Genomic DNA, 18,889 nt, shown 5'->3' on the forward strand with positions numbered 1-18,889 from the left:
ACGATTGCCTACACGATTTACGGAGCCGGAAACAGTAGTCTTGTCCGTGTGAAGCGTTTCCTGGATTTCCTCACCAACTCGACCGCCGCGGTGGTTCTCGCCGTCCTCATCGTCGTCGGCATCGTGCTCTTCGCCATCCCCGCCCTCCACCCGTTCGCGTGGCTCATCGGGATCGTGCTCTGCCTCGGTGCCGCTGCCGCCCTGCTGATCTTCCACGGCGAATGGCGGCGCTCCCAGACCCAGATCGATGCCCTGCGCGGCAGCCTCGCGACCGAACGCGGGCGGATGGATGCGGTGGGCCTGACCCCCGTCGCCGAGGAGGTCGCGCAGATCCCCGACGAGACGCGGGCGCAGCGGATCCTGACTCTCATCCCCGACTCCGACGGCCTCATCCAGTCCCTGCGCCTCGATGCGACGTTCGGCACCCTCGCCGTCGACGAGCTCGCCCCGCTCCACACCTTCCGGGAGGAGTTCGCGAAGTCGAGCTTCGACAACCCGCGCTCCCACACCGCGTTCATGAACCTCTACCGCGCCGCCGAGGCGCTGTCGATCTGGGTGAACGAGGAGACCCGCGTCGTCGCCGACGACGAGACGAAGCGGGAGATCACCCCCGGCGACTCGCGCAAGGGCGGGTGGCGTGAGTACACGGAGGCGCGCAGCCGCGGGGAGAGCCTCGGCGACACGTTCATCACCGCCCGCTGGGAGTTCAAGCAGACCGCGCTCGAGCTCGGACTCACCGCCTGAGGCACGCGCGCGCGGCGCGCCACCCCGTCAGTGCCGGATCCACCAGTTGTCGGTCGGGGTCACCGGGGTGCGGCGCTTGTGCTCGGTCGCCCGGTAGCGGTCGATGAGCCGCTGGGCCGCCTCGGCGTCGATCTCGTTGCCCTCGAGGAAGTCGTCGATCTGCTCGTACGTCAGCCCCAGCGACGATTCGTCGGTCTGACCCGGGTCGTCGTCGAGGAGGTCCGCGGTCGGGGTCTTCGTCGTCAGGTGCTCCGGCGCGCCGAGGTGGCGCAGCAGTTCCCGTCCCTGCCGCTTGCTCAGTCCCGACAGCGGGATGACGTCGGCAGCGCCGTCGCCGAACTTCGTGAAGAAGCCGGTGACCGCCTCGGCGGCATGATCGGTGCCGACGACGAGGAGGCGCTTCTCCCCGGCGATCTCGAACTGCGCGGTCATCCGCATGCGCGCCTTGACGTTGCCCTTGCCGAAGTCGGAGATCGGCTCGCCCATCGCCTCGCGGTACTCCTCGGCGGCGGCGTCCGTGGCCGCGCCGATGTTGAAGACGATCTCGTGGTCGGCGGCAATGAACTTCAGCGCGTCCTGCGCATCGGATTCGTCGGCCTGGACGTGGTAGGGCAGGCGCACCGCGTAGAACTCGGCCTTCTCCCCGCGCCGCCGCAGGGTCTCGACGGCCAGCTGGCAGAGCCGGCCGGCCAGGGTCGAGTCCTGTCCCCCGCTGATGCCGAGGACCAGCCCGCGCACCCCGGTGGTGAGCACGTAGTCGACGAGGAATTCGACACGGCGGATCACCTCGGTGGCGGGATCGATCTGCGGACGCACACCGAGCGCAGTGCGGATCTCATCCTGGACGGCGGCGATGGAGCTCATGGGAGTCAGGGGTCCTTCTCTCAGGTGACCGGGGCCGGTCAGCGGTTCACGCGTCGGGAACGATGTTGACGAGCTTGGGGGCCTTGACGATGACCTTGCGCACCCCGGCGCCGTCGAGCGTACGCTGGACGTTCGGCGAGGCCAGCGCCAGGGCTTCGAGGTCGTCGGCGGTGATGTCGGGGGCGACATCGAGCCGGGCGCGCACCTTGCCTTTGATCTGGACGACCGCGGTGACGGTGTCGGCGACGAGGTAGGCGGGGTCGGCCTCAGGGAAGTCGACGTAGGTGATCGACGACTCGTGTCCGAGCCGCTGCCACAGCTCCTCCGCGAGGTGCGGGGCGAAGGGCGAGAGCATGATCGCCAGCGGCTCGAGGACGTCGACGGTCGCTCCGCCCTGCTTCGTCAGGTGGTTGGTGAGCACGATGAGTTTCGAGATCGCCGTGTTGAAGCGCAGGTGGTCCATGTCGTCGCGGACTCCGGCGATGACCTGGTGCGCGACCTTGAGGGTCTCGGGGTCGGCAGTGCCCGCGGCGACGACGGACTCACCGGTCGCCTCGTCGACGAAGAGGCGCCACACCCGTTGGAGGAAGCGCTGCGCGCCGACGACGGCTCGGGTCTCCCACGGCCGGTCCTGCTCGATCGGTCCCATCGACATCTCGTAGACGCGGAACGTGTCCGCGCCGTAGGCGTCGTACATCTCATCGGGCATGACGGAGTTCTTCAGCGACTTGCCGATCTTGCCGTACTCGCGGTTGACCTGCTCGCCTGCGTACCAGAACGTCGTCTCGCCCGCCTCGTCGGTGCGCTCCTCGACGTCGGCGGCCGGGACGTAGACGCCGCGGGCGTCGGTGTAGGCGTAGGCCTGGATGTAGCCCTGGTTGACGAGCCGGTGGAACGGCTCCGACGAGGAGATGTAGCCGAGGTCGAAGAGCACCTTGTGCCAGAAGCGCGCGTAGAGGAGGTGGAGCACGGCGTGCTCCTGACCGCCGACGTAGAGGTCGGCCCCACCGCGGGGCTTCGAGGCCCGCGGACCCAGCCAGTACTCCTCGTTGACCGGGTCGACGACGGCATCGGAGTTGTGCGGGTCGGCGTAGCGCAGCTGGTACCACGAGGACCCGGCCCAGTTGGGCATCGTGTTCGTCTCGCGGTAGTAGGTGCGCGGTCCGTCGCCGAGGTCGAGTTCGACCTCGACCCAGTCCCGATTGCGCGACAGGGCCGGCTCCGGCTGGGAGTCGGCGTCGTCGGGGGCATAGGTCCGCGGCGCGAAGTCGTCGACCTCGGGCAGCTGGACGGGCAGCTGCTCGTCGGGCAGCGCGATCGGGGTTCCGTGCTCGTCGTAGACGATCGGGAACGGCTCGCCCCAGTAGCGCTGGCGGGAGAACAGCCAGTCGCGCAGTCGGTACTGCGTCGTCTCCTCGGCCAGGCCCAGACCGGCCAGCCATGCGGTGACCGCGGCCTTCGCCTCGGCGATCGGCAGGCCGTTGACGTCGATCGACTCGTTCGCGGAGTTGATCATCACGCCCTCGCCCGTGTACGGCGAGTCCTCGTCGTGGTCCTCCGGGGGCTGCACCGTGCGGACGTAGGGCAGGCCGAACTCCTTCGCGAACTCCCAGTCGCGGGCGTCCTCGGCGGGCACCGCCATGATCGCCCCGGTGCCGTAGCCCATGAGGACGTAGTCGGCGACGAAGATCGGGATCTGCTCACCGGTCGCGGGGTTGAGCGCCGAGGAGCCGGTGAAGATGCCGGTCTTCTCCCGGCTCTGCTGCCGGTCGGCGTCGGTCTTGGCCGCAGCCGCGCGCTGGTAGGCGGCGATCGCCTCGGTGGGGGTGTCGGCTCCCCCGCGCCAGCGCTCGGGCGTGCCGTCCGGCCACGCGTCCGCGGTGAGGTCGGCAACGGCCGGGTGCTCGGGTGAGAGCACGAGGTAGGTCGCGCCGAAGAGCGTGTCCGGGCGCGTCGTGAAGACCTCGATGGACTCCTCGGTCGTCGAATCGGCGTCGGCGGCCGTGGCAGCGGTCGGCATGAGCGGCAGGCGCAGCAGCGCGCCCTTCGACCGTCCGATCCAGTTGACCTGCATCGCGCGGATCGCACTCGGCCAGTCGAGGCCGTCGAGGTCGTCGATGAGGCGGTCGGCGTAGGCCGTGATGCGCATGTTCCACTGGCGCAGGGTGCGCGTGTAGACGGGGAAGTTGCCGCGCTCGGACAGGCCCTCGGCGGTGACCTCCTCGTTCGCGAGCACCGTGCCCAGCCCCGGCGCCCAGTTGACCGGGGACTCCGAGACGTAGGCCAGCCGGTAGCCCTGGAGGACGTCCTCCTGCTCGGCGGTGCTCAGCTGCGCCCAGTCCCGCCCGTCGGGGGTCGGCCGCTGTCCGCTCGCGAACTGCTCGATGAGGGTGGAGATCGGACGGGCGGCACCGGCGGTGTCCTCCCCCGGTGCCTGCGCGTCGGGGTCGTACCACGAGTTGAAGATCTGGAGGAAGATCCACTGCGTCCACTTGACGAAGTCGTCGTCGGTCGTCGCGAAGCTGCGGCGCGCGTCGTGGGCGAGCCCGAGGCGTCGCAGCTGCGCGGTCATGTTCGTGATGTTCGCGTCCGTCGTGATCCGCGGATGCTGGCCCGTCTGCACCGCGTAGAGATCGGCGGGCAGTCCGAAGGCGTCATACGACAGCGCGTGCATGACATTGCGTCCGCGCATCCGCTGATAGCGGCCGAAGACGTCGGTGCCGAGATACCCGAGCGGGTGGCCGACGTGGAGGCCCGCACCCGAGGGGTACGGGAACATGTCCATGATGTAGAGGGACTCCCGCTCGCCGAGGTTGTCCGGCGGCCCGTACGAGGACTCCGCGGCGGAGGCGGCGAGGTCCTGGCTGAGGTCACCGGTCGGGTTGGGGGCGTGGTACGTTCCCGCCTGCTCCCAGGTGCGCTGCCATGACGTCTCGATCTTCTCCGCCAGCTCCGCGTCGTAGCGGAAACCGGTGTCCTCAGGGTTCGTCGACATTACCTTCCTTCGCCAGTGATCGGGTTTGATCCATCGTAGCCTGAACGTTCACGCGCTGAACTGGCTAGACTGCAGACGAGACATGATCACCGGGCAAACGTGATCGATTTCACGGCTGAAGGTTCGCACAGTAAAGTACTTAACGATCGCACAGTAAAGTAACTGGGCAGTAACTTATGTCCCGAAGGAGTACGCATGAGCCCACAGACAATGCCCCAGTCAGCCACTCCGGTCGTCGGGTACGAGGTGGACACGACGTCATCGACGACCGACATCCTTCTCAACCGCCTCGCGACCGCCCCCACCCATCCGGCGCTGGCCAAGGCCGTCGGCGACGACTGGGTCGAGGTGACGACGGCGGAGTTCGTCGATGAGGTCCGCGCCGTCGCCAAGGGTCTCATGGCCTCCGGGGTCGGGTTCGAGGACAAGGTCGGCATCTTCGGCCCCACCTCCTTCGACTGGACGCTGTCGGACTACGCCGTGTGGTTCGCCGGCGCGATCTCCGTGCCCTTCTACGACACCTCCTCGCAGGATCAGCTCGCCTGGATGCTCGAGAACGCCGAGGTCACCGCCGGCCTCGTCGCCACCGAGGAGCATGCCCAGCGCGTCCGCGACGCCGCGGCCGCCGCCGGACTGCCGACACCTGCGCTGTGGATCTGGGACGAGGGCGCCTTCCGCGAGCTCAGCGCCGCGGGCGCATCCGTCAGCGACGCCGACCTCGAGGCCCGCCGCAGCCAGGTCGGCAGCGAGTCGATCGCGACGATCATCTTCACCTCCGGAACGACGGGCAGGCCCAAGGGCTGCGTGCTCACGCATGCGAACTTCGTCCAGACCGCGCAGGCCGCCGAAGAGCAGATCAGCGAGGTCACCGGCGGTGACGCCCGCTGCCTCCTCTTCCTCCCCCAGGCCCACGTCTTCGCCCGCTTCATCGAGGTCCTCTGCGTGAGCACGGGCGGGCTGCTCGCCCACCAGGCCGACCTGACGAAGCTCACCGACGCCCTCGGCAGCTTCAAGCCGACGTTCATCCTCGGCGTGCCCCGGGTCTTCGAGAAGGTCTTCAACTCCGCGCTCGCGAAGGCGCAGGCCGGCGGCAAGGAGAAGATCTTCCGCCGGGCCGAGCAGGTCGCCGTCGCCTATTCGAAGGCCCTCGACGCCGGCAGGGTCCCGCTCACGCTCAAGGCCCAGCACGCGCTCTTCGACACCCTCGTCTACCGCAAGCTGCGGGAGATCATGGGCAACAACGTCAAGTGGGCGGTCTCCGGCGGCGGGCCGCTCGGCACGCACCTCGGCCACTTCTACCGCGGCATCGGCCTCGTCGTCCTCGAGGGCTACGGTCTCACCGAGACGACGGCCCCGATCACGGTCAACGTCCCCGAGAACTCGAAGATCGGCACCGTCGGCGTGCCCCTGCCCGGGGCGACCGTGGCGATCGCCCCCGACGGCGAGATCCTCGCCAAGGGCGTGCCCGTCTTCCGCGAGTACTGGAAGAACCCCGAGGCCACGGCCAAGGAGTTCCACGACGGCTGGTTCGCCACCGGCGACCTCGGGTCGCTCGACGAGGACGGCTACCTCAGCATCGTCGGGCGCAAGAAGGAGCTCATCGTCACCTCGAGCGGCAAGAACATCGCTCCCGCCCCGCTCGAGGACGCCCTGCGCCGCCATCCGATCATCGGCCAGCCGGTGCTCGTCGGCGACAACCGCAAGTACATCACCGCGCTGATCTTCCTCGACCCGGAGATGCTGCCGACGTGGCTTGCCAATCATGATCTGCCGGAGATGACCCTCGCCGAGGCGGCCGAGGACGAGACCGTGCGCCAGACCATCGAGAAGGCGATCGAACGCGTCAATCGGACCGTCTCCCGGGCCGAGGGCATCAAGAAGTTCCGCATCGTGCCCGTCGAGCTCAGCGAGGCCAACGGCTATCTCTCCGCGAAGCAGTCGGTCAAGCGCCACCTGCTCGGCAAGGACTTCGCCGACGAGATCGAAGCGCTCTACGCCGACTGAGGCCGGTGGGGAGACGCGGCGATGGCCGGCTGAGTAAGATGAAGTTTCAACCATCGTGACGACGGTCGGCCGCCCGTTCACCGCGGGCGGCCGACCCGCCGCACTCAGTCGCGTGAGAGAGGACATCCCCATGTCGAACGACACCGAGACGACCACGGACACTGACACCACCGGCTCCTATGTCGAGAAGGGCGCGGAGTTCAACCGCGACACGAACTACATCGAGGACCGCATCCTCGACGATCCCGACGCCCAGTGGCCCGTCGAACCCGGTCGCTACCGCCTCATCGCCGCGCGCGCCTGCCCGTGGGCCAACCGCACGGTCATCGTCCGGCGCCTCCTCGGTCTCGAGGACGTCATCTCCCTCGGGATGCCCGGGCCCACTCACGACAAGCGCTCGTGGACCTTCGACCTCGATCCCGAGGGCGTCGATCCGGTGCTCGGGATCGAGAGGCTCCAGGAGGCGTTCTTCAAGCGCTATCCCGACTACCCGCGCGGCATCACGGTGCCCGCGATCGTCGACATCCCCTCCGGTGAGGTCGTGACGAACGACTTCGCGCAGATCACCGAGGACTTCTCGACCCAGTGGACGGCTTACCACCGCGACGGTGCGCCGAACCTGTGGCCGGAGGAGTTGCGGGACGAGATGGAGTCCCTCATGCGGATGATCTACACGGAGATCAACAACGGGGTGTACCGGTCGGGCTTCGCCGGCTCGCAGGAGGCCTATGAGAAGGCCTTCGACCGCCTCTTCACCGCCCTCGACACCGTCGAGGAGCGACTGGCGACCCGGCGCTACCTCATGGGCGAGTCGATCACCGAGGCCGATGTCCGGCTCTTCACGACGCTCGCGCGCTTCGATCCCGTCTACTACGGGCACTTCAAGGCCAATCGCACCGCCCTGCGGGACTTCCCGAACCTCTGGGGCTACGCCCGCGACCTCTATCAGACGCCGGGATTCGGCGACACGATCGACTTCCCGCAGATCAAGGACCACTACTACATCGTCCACAAGGACGTGAATCCCACCGGCATCGTTCCCGTCGGGCCGGACCTCTCCGGGTGGCTGACCCCGCACGGCAGGGAGGAACTCGGCGGCTCGCCCTTCGGCGACGGCACCGCGCCCGGTCCCGTCGCCGCCGGCGAGGAGGTTCCGTTCGAGAGCACCGCGGCGGCCTGGGTGAAGTGAACCCTGCCGACGGTCCATCCCGCCGAGGCGGAGCAGCCGAAGCCCGACCATAGGTCGGGCTTCGGTCATTCACCGCTCAAGGCGTGCCGTCGGGCTCGGCGTCCTGCTCCCGCTCGAAGTCGGAGTCGTGGGTTCCCGTCGCGCGCTGCCGGCGCCGCTTGCGGACCTTGAGCACGACCCATGCGACGACGGCGACCGCGACGACGACGATGACGAGCGTCTGGAAGTACCCGGCGTAGGTTTCGACGATCGACCAGTTCTCACCGAGGTAGAAGCCTGCGACGATGAGGATCGTGTTCCAGATCGTGCTGCCGGCGGCGGTGAGGAGGAGGAACTTGAGCATCGGCATCGCCCGCATGCCCGCCGGGATGGAGATGAGGGAGCGGAAGATCGGGATCATCCGCCCGAAGAAGACGGCCTTGTCACCGTGGCGGTCGAACCACGCGATCGTCTTGTGGACGTCGGCGACGTCGACGAGCGGCATCTTCACGGCGATCCGCACGATCCGGTCGAGTCCGATCCAGCGGCCCACCGCGTAGAGCACGAGGGCTCCGACGACGGATCCGATCGTCGCGAAGACGATGGCGAGGACGAGGCTGAGCTGACCGCGACTCGCCGTGAAGCCGGCCAGCGGCAGCACGAGCTCGCTGGGGATCGGCGGGAAGATGTTGTCGAGGAAGACGAGGAATCCGACGCCGAGAGGTCCGAGCGTCTCCATGATCGCCACCGTCCACGCGGAGAAGCCGCTGAGGTTCTCAGCGGCACCGGAGGCGGAGACCGTGACCAGGGCGGAGGTCGAAGCGGTGAGCGGCATGCTCTGAAGTGTAGAGAACAGGTCGACCTTTCGCTCACAGAGCGCTCCCAGCGGATAGTCTGGGAGACGATCCCCAAGAAGGAGGAGCACCCAGTGACACCAGCGAAGATCCTGGCCTCACGCAGTCCCATGGCCGAAGCCGGTCACCAGGCCATCAACCAGCCGGGCCCGGCGCATCTCGTCCGCGCCGTCCAGCGCTTCATCACGCGTCTGGGCAACCAGTTCGGGGCCGCGATCACGTACTTCCTCGTTCTCGCGGTCATTCCGATCGCGATGTTCACCTTCGCGGGACTCGGCTTCGTCCTCGACGTCGTCCGGCCCGACCTCGTTCCCGTCATCACCCAGCAGATCGAGGACTTCTCCCCCGGCAATTCGACCCTGACCGATCAGCTCGAGGGCTTCCTCAACGACTGGCAGGCCGTCGGCATCTTCGGCATCCTCGCCGGTCTCTACACCGGCCAGGGATTCATCGGCAACCTCGGCGCCGCCGTCCGCGCCCAGCTCCACGACGACTTCGACGACGACGTCAACCAGCCGCTGGTCAAGAAGTTCTTCTCGAACACCGTGACCCTGCTCGGACTCATCGTCGGTCTTCTGCTCACCGCAGGTCTCACGGTCATCGGCACGGGGCTGCGCAGCTTCATCACCGATCTCTTCGACCTCTCCGGATGGATGTCGGGCCTCCTCGTCGTCGTCCCGATGATCATCACCTTCGGGGCATCGTGGCTGATCTTCATGTTCCTCTTCACGATGCTGCCCGAGCATCCGGTCAATCGGCAGGCGAAGGTGCGCGGTTCGCTCATCGGCGCCGTCGCCTTCACGATCCTGCTCAACCTCGCCACCGTCCTCGTCGACCTCTTCTCCGCCGGGAAGGCCGCGGGTGTGTTCGGGTCGATCATCGCGGTGATGCTGACGATGAACGTCTTCGCTCGCATCATCCTCTTCGTCGCCGCCTGGATCGGCACGGCCGTTCCGCCGCCGCTGCCCGAGGACACGACCCCGCACCGTCGGTTCGTCGCGCCCGAGCTTCAGGTCCAGAGCCTCGGCGCCCTCATCACCGGCGTCGGACTCGTCGCGCTCACGCTGCTGGGGTTCAAGCGCTACGACGAACGCCGGTCCAGGAGCGCGGAGTCGACACGGTAGACTTGGGCCGGGAATCGACCACGTGAATATAAGGGGACTCGACCTTTGACTCAAGCAACAGCCGCTCGTCTCGACGAGTGGGAGAAGAAGCAGACTGCCGCGGAAGAACTCATCCCGCTCGTCGGCCGCCTCCACCGCAACAACGACGTGCTGCTCACCCTGTTCGGGCGCTCGCTCCAGGGCAAGTCCGTGACCGGCATGATCAAGGCGCACCGCTACGCCCGCCACTTCCTCGGCGAAGAGCTCGACATCGAGACCACCCTCGAGGTCGTCCGGGCACTCGCCGAGCTCGACCTCAGCGCGGCGCGCATCGACCTCGGTCGCCTCATCGTCAAGCGCGATGAGCAGTCCGCATCGACCGCGGAGTTCCTCGCCGAGGAGCTCGCGTCGGTCATCGGCAGCGAGTCCTCCGCGGCGGAGCCGCGCGACGTCGTCCTCTACGGCTTCGGACGCATCGGACGTCTGCTCGCCCGCATCCTCATCGAGCGCTCCGGCGGCACCGGCATGCGCCTGCGCGCCATCGTCGTGCGCAAGGGCGGGGAGAACGACATCGTCAAGCGCGCCTCCCTGCTGCGCCGCGACTCAGTGCACGGGAAGTTCGACGGCAGCATCGTCGTCGACGAGGAGAACAACACGATCCTCGCCAACGGCACCCTCATCCAGGTCATCTACTCCGATGATCCCTCGACGGTCGACTACACCGAGTACGGCATCGACAACGCGATCATCGTCGACAACACCGGCAAGTGGCGCGACGAAGAGGGCCTGTCGAAGCACCTGCAGTCCAAGGGCGCCGCGAAGGTCATCCTCACCGCTCCCGGTAAGGGCGACATCAAGAACATCGTCTTCGGCGTCAACTCGCATGACATCACCGACGCCGACACGATCCTCTCGGCGGCCTCGTGCACGACGAACGCGATCACCCCGGTGCTCAAGGCGCTCAACGACCGCTTCGGCGTCCGCAACGGCCACGTCGAGACGGTGCACTCGTTCACCAACGATCAGAACCTCATCGACAACTTCCACAAGGGGTCGCGTCGCGGACGTGCGGCGGGTCTGAACATGGTGCTCACGGAGACGGGTGCGGCGAAGGCCGTGGCCAAGGCGCTGCCGGAACTCAAGGGCAAGCTGTCGGGCAACGCGATCCGCGTGCCCACCCCGAACGTGTCGATGGCGATCCTCAACCTCAACCTCGAGAATCCCACGACCGTCGACGAGCTCAACGGGTTCCTCCGCGAGACCTCGATGAACTCGCCGCTGCGCAACCAGGTCGACTACGTCGCCTCCCCCGAGCTCGTCTCGACCGACCTCGTCGGCTCGCGGCGCGCGGGTGTCGTCGACGGTCTGGCCACGATCGTCGACGAGGACCGCGTCGTCGTCTACGTGTGGTACGACAACGAGTTCGGCTACAGCCACCAGGTCATCCGCTGCGTGGCGGAGATGGCCGACGTCGACACCCCGTCGTTCCCCGCGGCAGCGAACTGATCCCGCTGCGCTGAGTCAGCGACCGGCAAGCGCCCCCGACCTCTCGGACGGGGGCGCTTCGTCGTCTGCGGTGCGCAGTGCGCACAGCGCGGTCCGCGGTGCTCAGTGCGCAGTGCGCAGTGGGCGGCGGGCAGTGCGCGGTGGGATCGGGTCCGCGCCGAGGCGGTCGGTCCCTCAGCGGTCCTCGCGGGTTGCGCGTTCGGTCTCCATCGCGTCGTGGAGCCAGATCGGGGTGAATGTCGCGAACCGGGAGGCGAGGTCGTCGTCCTCGGCGAGCATGAACGCGAGACGGTCATCGCCGGTCGAGAGCTCATGGGCCCAGATCGGACCGAGGCACGCGAGCAGCAGGCAGGACAGGACGACGGCACCGGCGAGGATGGGCGTCTCGGGGACGAGCAGGAAGCCGAGCAGGATCCCGAGGACGACGAACGCGATCGCCACCGCCATGCCCCCGCCCTTCGACCGCGGGGCCCGGGTGCTCGCCGGCCGTCTCGCCGCCACGGAGTCGAGGATGTCGCGGCGCAGCCGGGTCCATGCGACGAGCGCGCCGAGGGCGCAGACGATGCCGATCATGATGAGGCTGAACGCCGAGAAGAGCAGCACGGCATCGACCCGCTCCCCCTGGGCCTGCAGAGCCGCGCCGAGGCCCGCGACGAGCATCGCCATCGCCAGCACGAGCATGCTCAGCAGGCGGGCCCGGCGGATCGCGACGAGGTCGGAGAGGGTGCGGGCGAGGAAGGCCCGGTCGTCGGGGACCTCAGCGGTGCTCATCGGACGTACCCTGCTTCCTTGTCGACGGTGTGGGCGAAGGGGCGGCCGGCCCGATAGGTCTCGAAGAGGTCGAGGAACTGATCGAGGAGCCGCTCGCGCCAGCCCTCGGTGTCACCGGACATGTGCGGGGTGATGATGACGCTCGGTGCCTCCCACAGCCGGTGGTCGGCCGGCAGCGGCTCGACATCGACGACGTCGATGCCGGCGCCGGCGATCGCCCCGGTCTCCAGCGCGGTGACGAGGGCATCGGTGTCGACGGTCGCCCCGCGGCCGACGTTGACGAAGAACGCGTGCGGCTCCATCGCCGCGAACACCTCGGCGTCGAAGAGACCCGCGGTGCGGTCGGTGAGCGGGGCGACGTCGATGACCCAGTCGACCCCGGTCAGATGCGCGGCGAGGTCGGCGGAGTCGATGACGTCGCCGAAGTCGGCATCTCCGGTGCGCGCACGACTGCCCGCCCCGCTGACGTCGACGCCGAGGGCGCGCAGCACGCGGGCGATCTCCCGACCGATCGACCCGGTGCCGACGATGAGGGCCCGCGTGCCGGCGAGGTCACGGGTCGAGCGCCGGTTCCACCGGTGCTCCCGCTGGTCGGCGAGCGAGCCGAGCGCCGACTTCGCGTGCATGAGGACGAAGCTGAGGACGAACTCGGCGATCGGCCGGTCGAAGACTCCGCGGGCGTTCGTGACGACGACCTCGGAGGCGATGAGCTCGTCGAAGAGGAGCGCATCGACACCGGCGGCCGCGACATGGATCCAGCGCAGCTCGTCGGCTGCGTCGAAGACCTCGGTGAGCGCGGTGGAGAAGTAGTCCCAGAGGAGGAGCACCTCGGTGCCGGGCAGGGCCTCGCCGAGGCGGTCGGCCGTGACGATGCGGACGTCGACGTCGTCACGGCGGCCGAGCTCAGTGAGCCGGTCGGGAACCGGGCTGCCTGGCGGGTTGAGAATCGTCAGTGTCGTCATCCGTGGAGTCCTTCGTGGTCAGCGGCACAGCCAGACTATCGGATGGCTCCCGCAGCGAGGAATCGGCGTCGACGGGCACCTCGGCGGCGTGTTCGTGGGTGACGACATGCTCACGGGCGGCGGCATCCTGGCTCTTCAGCGTCGACGCCAGCGGCGTGTTCGGCAGGAAGAGGAGGATGACGAAGCCGAGGAACGCCAGCGGCGCGACCCAGAGGAAGAGCGGGACGAGCGCGTCGTTGTACGCGGTGATGATGAGCGTGTGGATCGGTTCGGGCAGGTCGCCGACGATCTGCGGGGTCAGCCCGGTCGACGAGATCTGCGGCAGCTCGACGTTCGGGTTCGAGGCGGCGAGGCTGCGGATGCCGGACTCGATGTTCTCGAGCAGGCGCTGGGTGAACACCGAGCCGATGAACGCCATGCCGAGCGTCGCGCCCACCTGGCGGAAGTAGTTGTTCGACGCCGTCGCCGTGCCGACCATCTCGACGGGGAAGGCGTTCTGGACGACGAGGACGAGGATCTGCATGCTCAGTCCCAGACCGAGGCCGAGCAGGGCGAGTCCGACCATCGGCTCCCACACCGGGCTGTCGGCTTCGAGCGTCGAGAGCAGGATGAGCGAGACTCCGATGAGGAGGATGCCGGTGAGCGGGTAGCGCTTGTACTTGCCGGTGCGGGCGACGACGAAGCCGGTCAGCGTCGAGGAGATGAGCATCGTGCCCATCATCGGGACCATCATGAGTCCGGCGACGGTCGCGTCGATGCCGTGGACCATCTGCAGGTAGGTCGGCATGTAGGACAGGACGCCGAACATGCTCACGCCGATGAAGAGACCGGCGATCGTCGAGAGGAGGAAGTCGCGGTTCCTGAACAGCCACAGCGGGATGACCGGTTCGCTCACCTTCGCCTCGACGATGACGAACGCGATGATCGCGAGCGCCCCGACGACGATGAGGCCGTTGATCTGCCACGAGCCCCACGCGTAGTCGTGTCCGCCCCACGCGGAGACGAGGACGATGCACGAGGTGATGACGGAGATGAGCGCCATGCCGCCGACGTCGATCTTCGGCCGCGGACCGTGGGTCTGCTTGGGGATCTTGAGGAAGACGGCAGCGGCGATGAGGGCGATGATCCCGAGCGGGAAGTTGATCGCGAACGCCCAGCGCCAGCCGGGGCCCTCCGTCAGCCACCCGCCGATGAGGGGGCCGGCGACCGAGGACACCGCGAAGGCCGAGCCCATGATGCCCATGTACTTGCCGCGCTCGCGCGGAGGGACGACGGAGGCGATGATCGACTGCGAGAGGATCATCATGCCCCCGCCGCCGATGCCTTGGAGGACCCGGCCGAAGATCAGCAGCGACATGTCCTGGGCGAGGAGGGCGAAGACGGAGCCGGCGAGGAAGCAGCTGATCGCGAACATGAACAGCGGCTTGCGGCCGAAGAGGTCGCCGACCTTGCCGTAGATCGGCATCATGATCGTCGAGGCGAGCATGAAGGCCGTCGACACCCACAGCATCTGGTCGACGCCGTCGAGTTCGCCGACGATCGTCGGCAGGGCCGTGGCGAGCACGGTCTGGTTGAGGGAGAACATGAACATCGCGATCATCAATCCCACGAAGAGGAGAATGATCGCCGAGGTCGTCATCGGGGCGGCGTCATTGGTGTGGTTCTCAGGTTCTGCGGCTGTCTGTGTCATGTCCTGGCTCTCGGCCCTCATTCTTCCCTCATCTGTTCTCTCAGCGCAATGGTCTCCGTCGTCGGCGCCTCCGTGACCGCGGTGCGGCGTCATGCCCTCATCGCAGCCTCTCGAGCACCTTGAGGAAGAGCCCGAGGGAATCGTCGTAGATCCTCTGGGTGCTCTCCTCGTCGACGACGAGTTCCGGTGAGTGCTTGACGACGCGGATCGCATGGTGGAGCGGCACCATGCACATCTGGGTGAGCATCCGGGCGCTGCGCCATGCCGAGTCCTCGGTCGAGAACTCCTGTCCGAGGAACCGGAGCCGGGCGAGCACGTATTCGGACACCCGCTCCTCGAGCGCCTCGACCTGGTCGAAGCGTCGGCCCACGAGCTCCGGATAGGCGACGAAGAGCTCGCGCCTGCGACTCGAGAGTCCGGGTTCGGTGCCGATGAGGAGTGCTTCGCGCACGAAGTTCGCCGTGTCCTCGGCGAGCGTGTCGAAGCCGGAGTCGGATTCGACGTAGTCGGCGACGAGCTGGTCGTCGATGTTCGCGACGTCGAGGCCGACGATCGCGTCTTCCTTCGTCGCGTAGTAGTTGAAGAACGTCCGCGGGGACACGCCGGCGTCGGCGGCGATGTTCGCCACCGTCGTCGCTTCGAGTCCCTCGTCGAGGACGCGCGTGAGCGCCGCCTCATGGATGGCGGTGCGGGTCTCGCGCGCTTTCCGCGTCCGCAGCGATTCGTTCTCGGCCATGCGAATAATTCTGCACTAGATGCAACTTTTCATCAACTGCAAAATTGCATCTGTGCAGTATTTCACTCCCGAGGCTGACCCGCCAGGTTCCGCCGCCTCGGCGGGGCGGGACCTCAGGTCATGAGTTCGCGCAGCCGCACACGATGCTGCTCGAGGACCTGGAGCTGGCGCAGCAGCGCGGTCTGCGCCTCGGCATCGCCTGCGCTCTGACGCTGCAGGCGCGAGTGGAGCTCCTTGGCGATGCGCTCGAGGTCGTAGTCGAAGAGCTTCGCGACGATTCCCTGCGCGAACTTCTCCGCGCTCACCCCTTCGGACACCGGCAGCGGCGTGACGAGGAGGCGGGCGACGTCGGGTCCGAGGTCGTCGCCGGCGGCCTCCATGACGGTCTCGGCCCACCGGCCGGGGGCCGCGGCGGCCGCGCGCAGACCGCCGGCCTGCTTGAGCGCCGCCTGGATCTGACGGTGGCCGGGATGGTCGAAGGCCTTCTCCGACAGGGAGTCGAAGAGCTTGGCATTGACGAACTCGGGGTGCTGGAGAGCGACCATGAGGGCGCCCTTCTCCGTCTTCAGCCGCGTCGGGGTGATCGGTGCGGAGAGATCGGAGACGTCGGGACGCTCGTCGTAGACGTACTCGATGCCCGCATCGTCAGCGGTCGGGTTCGCCTGCTGCCGTCCACCGCCGGTGGGACGGCCCTCGCCGGCGGGCGGGGGCGCCTGCTCGCGCCGCTGCCCGGGGTGGGACTGGCGCCCTGGGCCCGCAGCCTGGCCGCGACCCGGGCCCGCACCCTGACCCTGGCGCGGTCCGGCGGTCTGTCCGGGCCCCTGGGTCGAACGGCCGCGGTCGGCTCCGGTCGCGCGCGGATTCCTCCGAGCGGTCTTCACGGCCGCCTCGACCTCGTCGATGTCGACGCCGATGCGCCCGGCGACGAACCGGTGGTAGTGGCTGAGACTGTTGCGATCGCGGATCCCCGCGAGCACCTCGGCGCTGGCCTTGACCGCAGCGATCCGCCCCTCGACGGTGTCGAGGTCGAACTGCCCGATCGCGGTGGTGATGACGAACTCGAAGAGCGGTTTGCGGCCCTCGATGAGCTCGCGGATCGCGCCGTCGCCCTTCTCCAGCCGCAGATCGTTGGGGTCGAGACCCGAGGGTTCGACGGCGACGAAGGTCTGCGCGGTGAACTCGGACTCGAATTCGAACGCCTTGAGCGCCGCCTTCTGCCCGGCCTCGTCGCCGTCGAAGGTGAAGATCACCTGCCCGCTGGGGTCGTCGCCCAAGAGCCGACGGACGATCTTGACGTGCTCGGCGCCGAAGGCGGTGCCGCACGTCGCCACCGCTTGGGTGACGCCGGAGAGCTGAGCGGCCATGACGTCGGTGTAGCCCTCGACGATGACGACGCGCTTGGTCTTCGCGATGTCGCGCTTGGCGAGATCGAGGCCGTAGAGCACCTGGTTCTTGTGGTAGAGCGCGGTCTCCGGGGTGTTGAGGTACTTCGGCCCCTGATCGTCGTCGAAGAGCCGGCGGGCCCCGAAGCCGATCGTCCGTCCCGTCATGTCCCTGATCGGCCACATCACGCGTCCGCGGAACCGGTCGTAGATGCCGCGGCTGCCCTCGCTGGCCAGGCCCGCGGCGAGGATCTCCTCATCGCTGAAGCCGGCCCGGCGCAGATGACCGGTCAGGGCATCCCACGACTTCGGAGCGAAGCCGACGCCGAAGCGGGGGTGCTCACCGGGAGGGAAGCCCTTCGCGGCGAGGAAGTCGCGCGCGATCTGCCCGGCCTTCTCGGACAGCGCTGTGGCGAAGAACCGCTCGGCGACCTCGTGCATCTCGAGGAGGCGCTGCCGCCTGCTCGCCTGCTCCCGGTCGGGTCCCTTGCCGTCCTCGTAGCGCAGGTGCATGCCGATGCGGCCGGCGAGCATCTCGACGGCCTCGACGAAGCTGAGCTGTTCGACCTTCTGGAGGAAGGTGAAGACGTCGCCGGACTCCCCGCAGCCGAAGCAGTGGTACATGCCGACCTGCGGGCGGACATGGAACGACGGGGTCTTCTCGTCGTGGAAGGGGCACAGTCCCTTGAGGGAGCCGATGCCCGCGGTCTTGAGCGTGACGAACTCTCCGACGACCTCGTCGATGCGCGTGCGCGAGCGCAGTTCGTCGATGTCCTCGCGCTTGATGAGTCCCGCCATGGTCTAGAGCCGGTCCCCCGCCCCCGCCTGGATCCGATGGTAGAGCGTCCACGCCGAATGGTCGGTCAGCGAGGCGATCTGGTCGGCGATGACCCGCAGCCGGGCCGCGTCGTCGGCGGCCTCGGCGTGGTCGGCGGCGAACATCGGGTCGAGCCCGTCGGGGTGGGCGTCGTACCAGTCGGCGAGGCTCGTGATGACGGTGTCCTGGATGTCGTGGAGGCGCAGGCGGTCCTCGGCGACCATGACGGTCAGCGTCGCCATGCCCTTGAGCACGGCGATCTCGACGGCCGTGGACTCGGGCACGACGAGGGAGGCGGCGTAGCGGTTGAGCGGCTCCCAGCCGTACTCCTCACGGGTGGCCGCCTCCGCGGCCCCGACGAAGCGGCCGATGAGCTGGCTCGTCATGTGCTTGAGCGCCGCCTGGGCCCGGCGTGACCCGTCGAAGTCCTCGTCCGGCCAGTACGCGGCGGCCTGCAGTCGGGTGAGCGCCTTGTCCATCTCCGCGTCGTCGGTCTCGGGCAGGTACCACTGGCGGGTGATCTCGAAGAGCTCGAGGCGGCGGACCTCGTCGGCGAACTCGCCGAGGCGGAGGTGCCCGGCGACGACGGCGTCCTCGACGTCGTGGACGGAGTACGAGATGTCGTCGGCCAAGTCCATGACCTGCGCTTCGAGGCAGCGGCGGCCGTTGTCGACCCCGTCCCGGTAGAAGTCGAAGACGGCGAGGTCGTCGTCGTAGACGCCGAACTTCCGCACCCCGGAGTCGCGTCGCCCCGCCGCGGCCTCGGCGCGCGGCCACGGATACTTCGTCAGCGCATCGAGGCTGGCCCGGGTGAGGTTGAGTCCGGCCGGGCGGCCGTCGGGGGCGATGACCTTCGGTTCGATCCGGGTGACGAGGCGCAGGGTCTGCGCGTTGCCCTCGAACCCGCCGATGTCGGCGCAGAGCCGGTCGAGGATCGTCTCACCGTGGTGGCCGAAGGGCGGATGCCCGAGGTCGTGGCTCAGGCAGGCGGTGTCGACGATGTCGGGATCGCAGCCGAGGTAGCGGGCGAGTTCGCGTCCGACCTGCGCGACTTCGAGGGAGTGGGTGAGCCGGGTGCGGACGAAGTCGTCGGTGCCGGGCGAGACGACCTGCGTCTTCGCTCCGAGGCGGCGCAGCCCCGAGGAGTGGAGGACCCGCGCCCGATCACGCTGGAAGGCCGAGCGGCGCGGGTTCTTCGCCGGTTCGATGACCCAGCGCTCCTCGTCGCGCGGCGAGTAGTCCGCGACGCTGCCCGAGGCCCGGGCGATGCGTGCGGAGGTGTCGGTGGGCATC

14 protein-coding genes are annotated in these 18,889 nt (G+C 68.2%); 5 read left to right on the forward strand and 9 right to left on the reverse strand.

Annotated elements, in window-relative coordinates; all coding sequences use genetic code 11:
- Positions 1–48 precede the first annotated feature (48 nt).
- On the forward strand, positions 49–744 hold the full coding sequence (locus tag ACFQ91_RS10510) for a hypothetical protein (RefSeq protein WP_198498931.1): 696 nt from the start codon (positions 49–51) through the stop codon (positions 742–744).
- 27 nt (positions 745–771) lie between these two features.
- On the opposite strand, the gene nadE is transcribed toward ACFQ91_RS10510, so the two are convergent.
- Together nadE and leuS are read right to left on the reverse strand one after the other, a co-directional pair.
- Positions 772–1,608, reverse strand: coding sequence for an ammonia-dependent NAD(+) synthetase (gene nadE / locus ACFQ91_RS10515; protein WP_198498932.1), 837 nt, complete (start codon positions 1,606–1,608; stop codon positions 772–774).
- Positions 1,609–1,654: 46 nt separating this feature from the next.
- On the reverse strand, positions 1,655–4,603 hold the full coding sequence (gene leuS, locus ACFQ91_RS10520; RefSeq protein WP_198498933.1) for a leucine--tRNA ligase: 2,949 nt from the start codon (positions 4,601–4,603) through the stop codon (positions 1,655–1,657).
- A 195-nt stretch (positions 4,604–4,798) separates the two neighbouring features.
- Here leuS and ACFQ91_RS10525 point away from each other — a divergent pair, with 195 nt between their 5' ends.
- Together ACFQ91_RS10525 and ACFQ91_RS10530 are read left to right on the forward strand one after the other, a co-directional pair.
- Positions 4,799–6,607, forward strand: a complete 1,809-nt coding sequence (locus tag ACFQ91_RS10525) for a long-chain fatty acid--CoA ligase (RefSeq protein WP_232623615.1) — start codon at positions 4,799–4,801, stop codon at positions 6,605–6,607.
- Between the two features lie 130 nt (positions 6,608–6,737).
- Positions 6,738–7,796: a glutathione S-transferase family protein gene (locus tag ACFQ91_RS10530; protein ID WP_198498934.1), complete on the forward strand. Its 1,059-nt coding sequence runs from the start codon at positions 6,738–6,740 to the stop codon at positions 7,794–7,796.
- Positions 7,797–7,872: 76 nt separating this feature from the next.
- On the opposite strand, the gene ACFQ91_RS10535 is transcribed toward ACFQ91_RS10530, so the two are convergent.
- A complete protein-coding gene (locus tag ACFQ91_RS10535; protein WP_198498935.1) occupies positions 7,873–8,610 on the reverse strand; it encodes a DedA family protein in 738 nt (245 codons plus the stop codon).
- A gap of 93 nt (positions 8,611–8,703) precedes the next feature.
- Between ACFQ91_RS10535 and ACFQ91_RS10540 the strand changes: the two genes are divergently transcribed.
- Together ACFQ91_RS10540 and ACFQ91_RS10545 are read left to right on the forward strand one after the other, a co-directional pair.
- Complete coding sequence (locus ACFQ91_RS10540) at positions 8,704–9,753, forward strand: YhjD/YihY/BrkB family envelope integrity protein (protein ID WP_198498936.1); 1,050 nt, start codon at positions 8,704–8,706, stop codon at positions 9,751–9,753.
- 45 nt (positions 9,754–9,798) lie between these two features.
- Complete coding sequence (locus ACFQ91_RS10545) at positions 9,799–11,238, forward strand: glyceraldehyde-3-phosphate dehydrogenase (RefSeq protein ID WP_198498937.1); 1,440 nt, start codon at positions 9,799–9,801, stop codon at positions 11,236–11,238.
- A 174-nt stretch (positions 11,239–11,412) separates the two neighbouring features.
- Here ACFQ91_RS10545 and ACFQ91_RS10550 read toward each other — a convergent pair whose 3' ends face one another.
- The 6 genes from ACFQ91_RS10550 to ACFQ91_RS10575 all read right to left on the reverse strand — a co-directional run bounded on the left by ACFQ91_RS10550 (position 11,413) and on the right by ACFQ91_RS10575 (position 18,888).
- Entirely contained in the window at positions 11,413–12,009 is a 597-nt protein-coding gene (locus tag ACFQ91_RS10550) for a hypothetical protein (protein WP_198498938.1), read from the reverse strand.
- Positions 12,006–12,971, reverse strand: coding sequence for a D-2-hydroxyacid dehydrogenase (locus ACFQ91_RS10555; protein WP_198498939.1), 966 nt, complete (start codon positions 12,969–12,971; stop codon positions 12,006–12,008). The genes ACFQ91_RS10550 and ACFQ91_RS10555 overlap by 4 nt, the downstream gene beginning before the upstream one ends.
- Complete coding sequence (locus ACFQ91_RS10560) at positions 12,913–14,682, reverse strand: MDR family MFS transporter (RefSeq protein ID WP_198498940.1); 1,770 nt, start codon at positions 14,680–14,682, stop codon at positions 12,913–12,915. Before ACFQ91_RS10560 ends, ACFQ91_RS10555 begins: the two co-directional genes overlap by 59 nt.
- Before the next feature lie 76 nt (positions 14,683–14,758).
- Complete coding sequence (locus ACFQ91_RS10565; RefSeq protein ID WP_198498941.1) at positions 14,759–15,397, reverse strand: TetR/AcrR family transcriptional regulator; 639 nt, start codon at positions 15,395–15,397, stop codon at positions 14,759–14,761.
- Between the two features lie 113 nt (positions 15,398–15,510).
- A complete protein-coding gene (dnaG, locus tag ACFQ91_RS10570; protein WP_198498942.1) occupies positions 15,511–17,577 on the reverse strand; it encodes a DNA primase in 2,067 nt (688 codons plus the stop codon).
- 3 nt (positions 17,578–17,580) lie between these two features.
- On the reverse strand, positions 17,581–18,888 hold the full coding sequence (locus tag ACFQ91_RS10575) for a deoxyguanosinetriphosphate triphosphohydrolase (protein ID WP_198498943.1): 1,308 nt from the start codon (positions 18,886–18,888) through the stop codon (positions 17,581–17,583).
- Between the last annotated feature and the right edge of the window lies 1 nt (position 18,889).

It is taken from the genome of Brevibacterium sp. NPDC056726, assembly GCF_042790515.1.
GTDB classification, from domain to species: Bacteria; Actinomycetota; Actinomycetes; order Actinomycetales; family Brevibacteriaceae; genus Brevibacterium; species Brevibacterium sanguinis.

Excerpts from the sequence above, each read along its gene's own strand:
- ACFQ91_RS10530 (WP_198498934.1), top strand. The coding sequence starts at position 6,738 with ATGTCGAACGACACCGAGACGACCACGGACACTGACACCACCGGCTCC.
- ACFQ91_RS10575 (WP_198498943.1), bottom strand. The coding sequence starts at position 18,888 with ATGCCCACCGACACCTCCGCACGCATCGCCCGGGCCTCGGGCAGCGTC.
- ACFQ91_RS10525 (WP_232623615.1), top strand. The coding sequence starts at position 4,799 with ATGAGCCCACAGACAATGCCCCAGTCAGCCACTCCGGTCGTCGGGTAC.
- dnaG (WP_198498942.1), bottom strand. The coding sequence starts at position 17,577 with ATGGCGGGACTCATCAAGCGCGAGGACATCGACGAACTGCGCTCGCGC.
- ACFQ91_RS10555 (WP_198498939.1), bottom strand. The coding sequence starts at position 12,971 with ATGACGACACTGACGATTCTCAACCCGCCAGGCAGCCCGGTTCCCGAC.
- ACFQ91_RS10565 (WP_198498941.1), bottom strand. The coding sequence starts at position 15,397 with ATGGCCGAGAACGAATCGCTGCGGACGCGGAAAGCGCGCGAGACCCGC.
- leuS (WP_198498933.1), bottom strand. The coding sequence starts at position 4,603 with ATGTCGACGAACCCTGAGGACACCGGTTTCCGCTACGACGCGGAGCTG.
- ACFQ91_RS10550 (WP_198498938.1), bottom strand. The coding sequence starts at position 12,009 with ATGAGCACCGCTGAGGTCCCCGACGACCGGGCCTTCCTCGCCCGCACC.
- nadE (WP_198498932.1), bottom strand. The coding sequence starts at position 1,608 with ATGAGCTCCATCGCCGCCGTCCAGGATGAGATCCGCACTGCGCTCGGT.
- ACFQ91_RS10560 (WP_198498940.1), bottom strand. The coding sequence starts at position 14,682 with ATGAGGGCCGAGAGCCAGGACATGACACAGACAGCCGCAGAACCTGAG.
- ACFQ91_RS10535 (WP_198498935.1), bottom strand. The coding sequence starts at position 8,610 with ATGCCGCTCACCGCTTCGACCTCCGCCCTGGTCACGGTCTCCGCCTCC.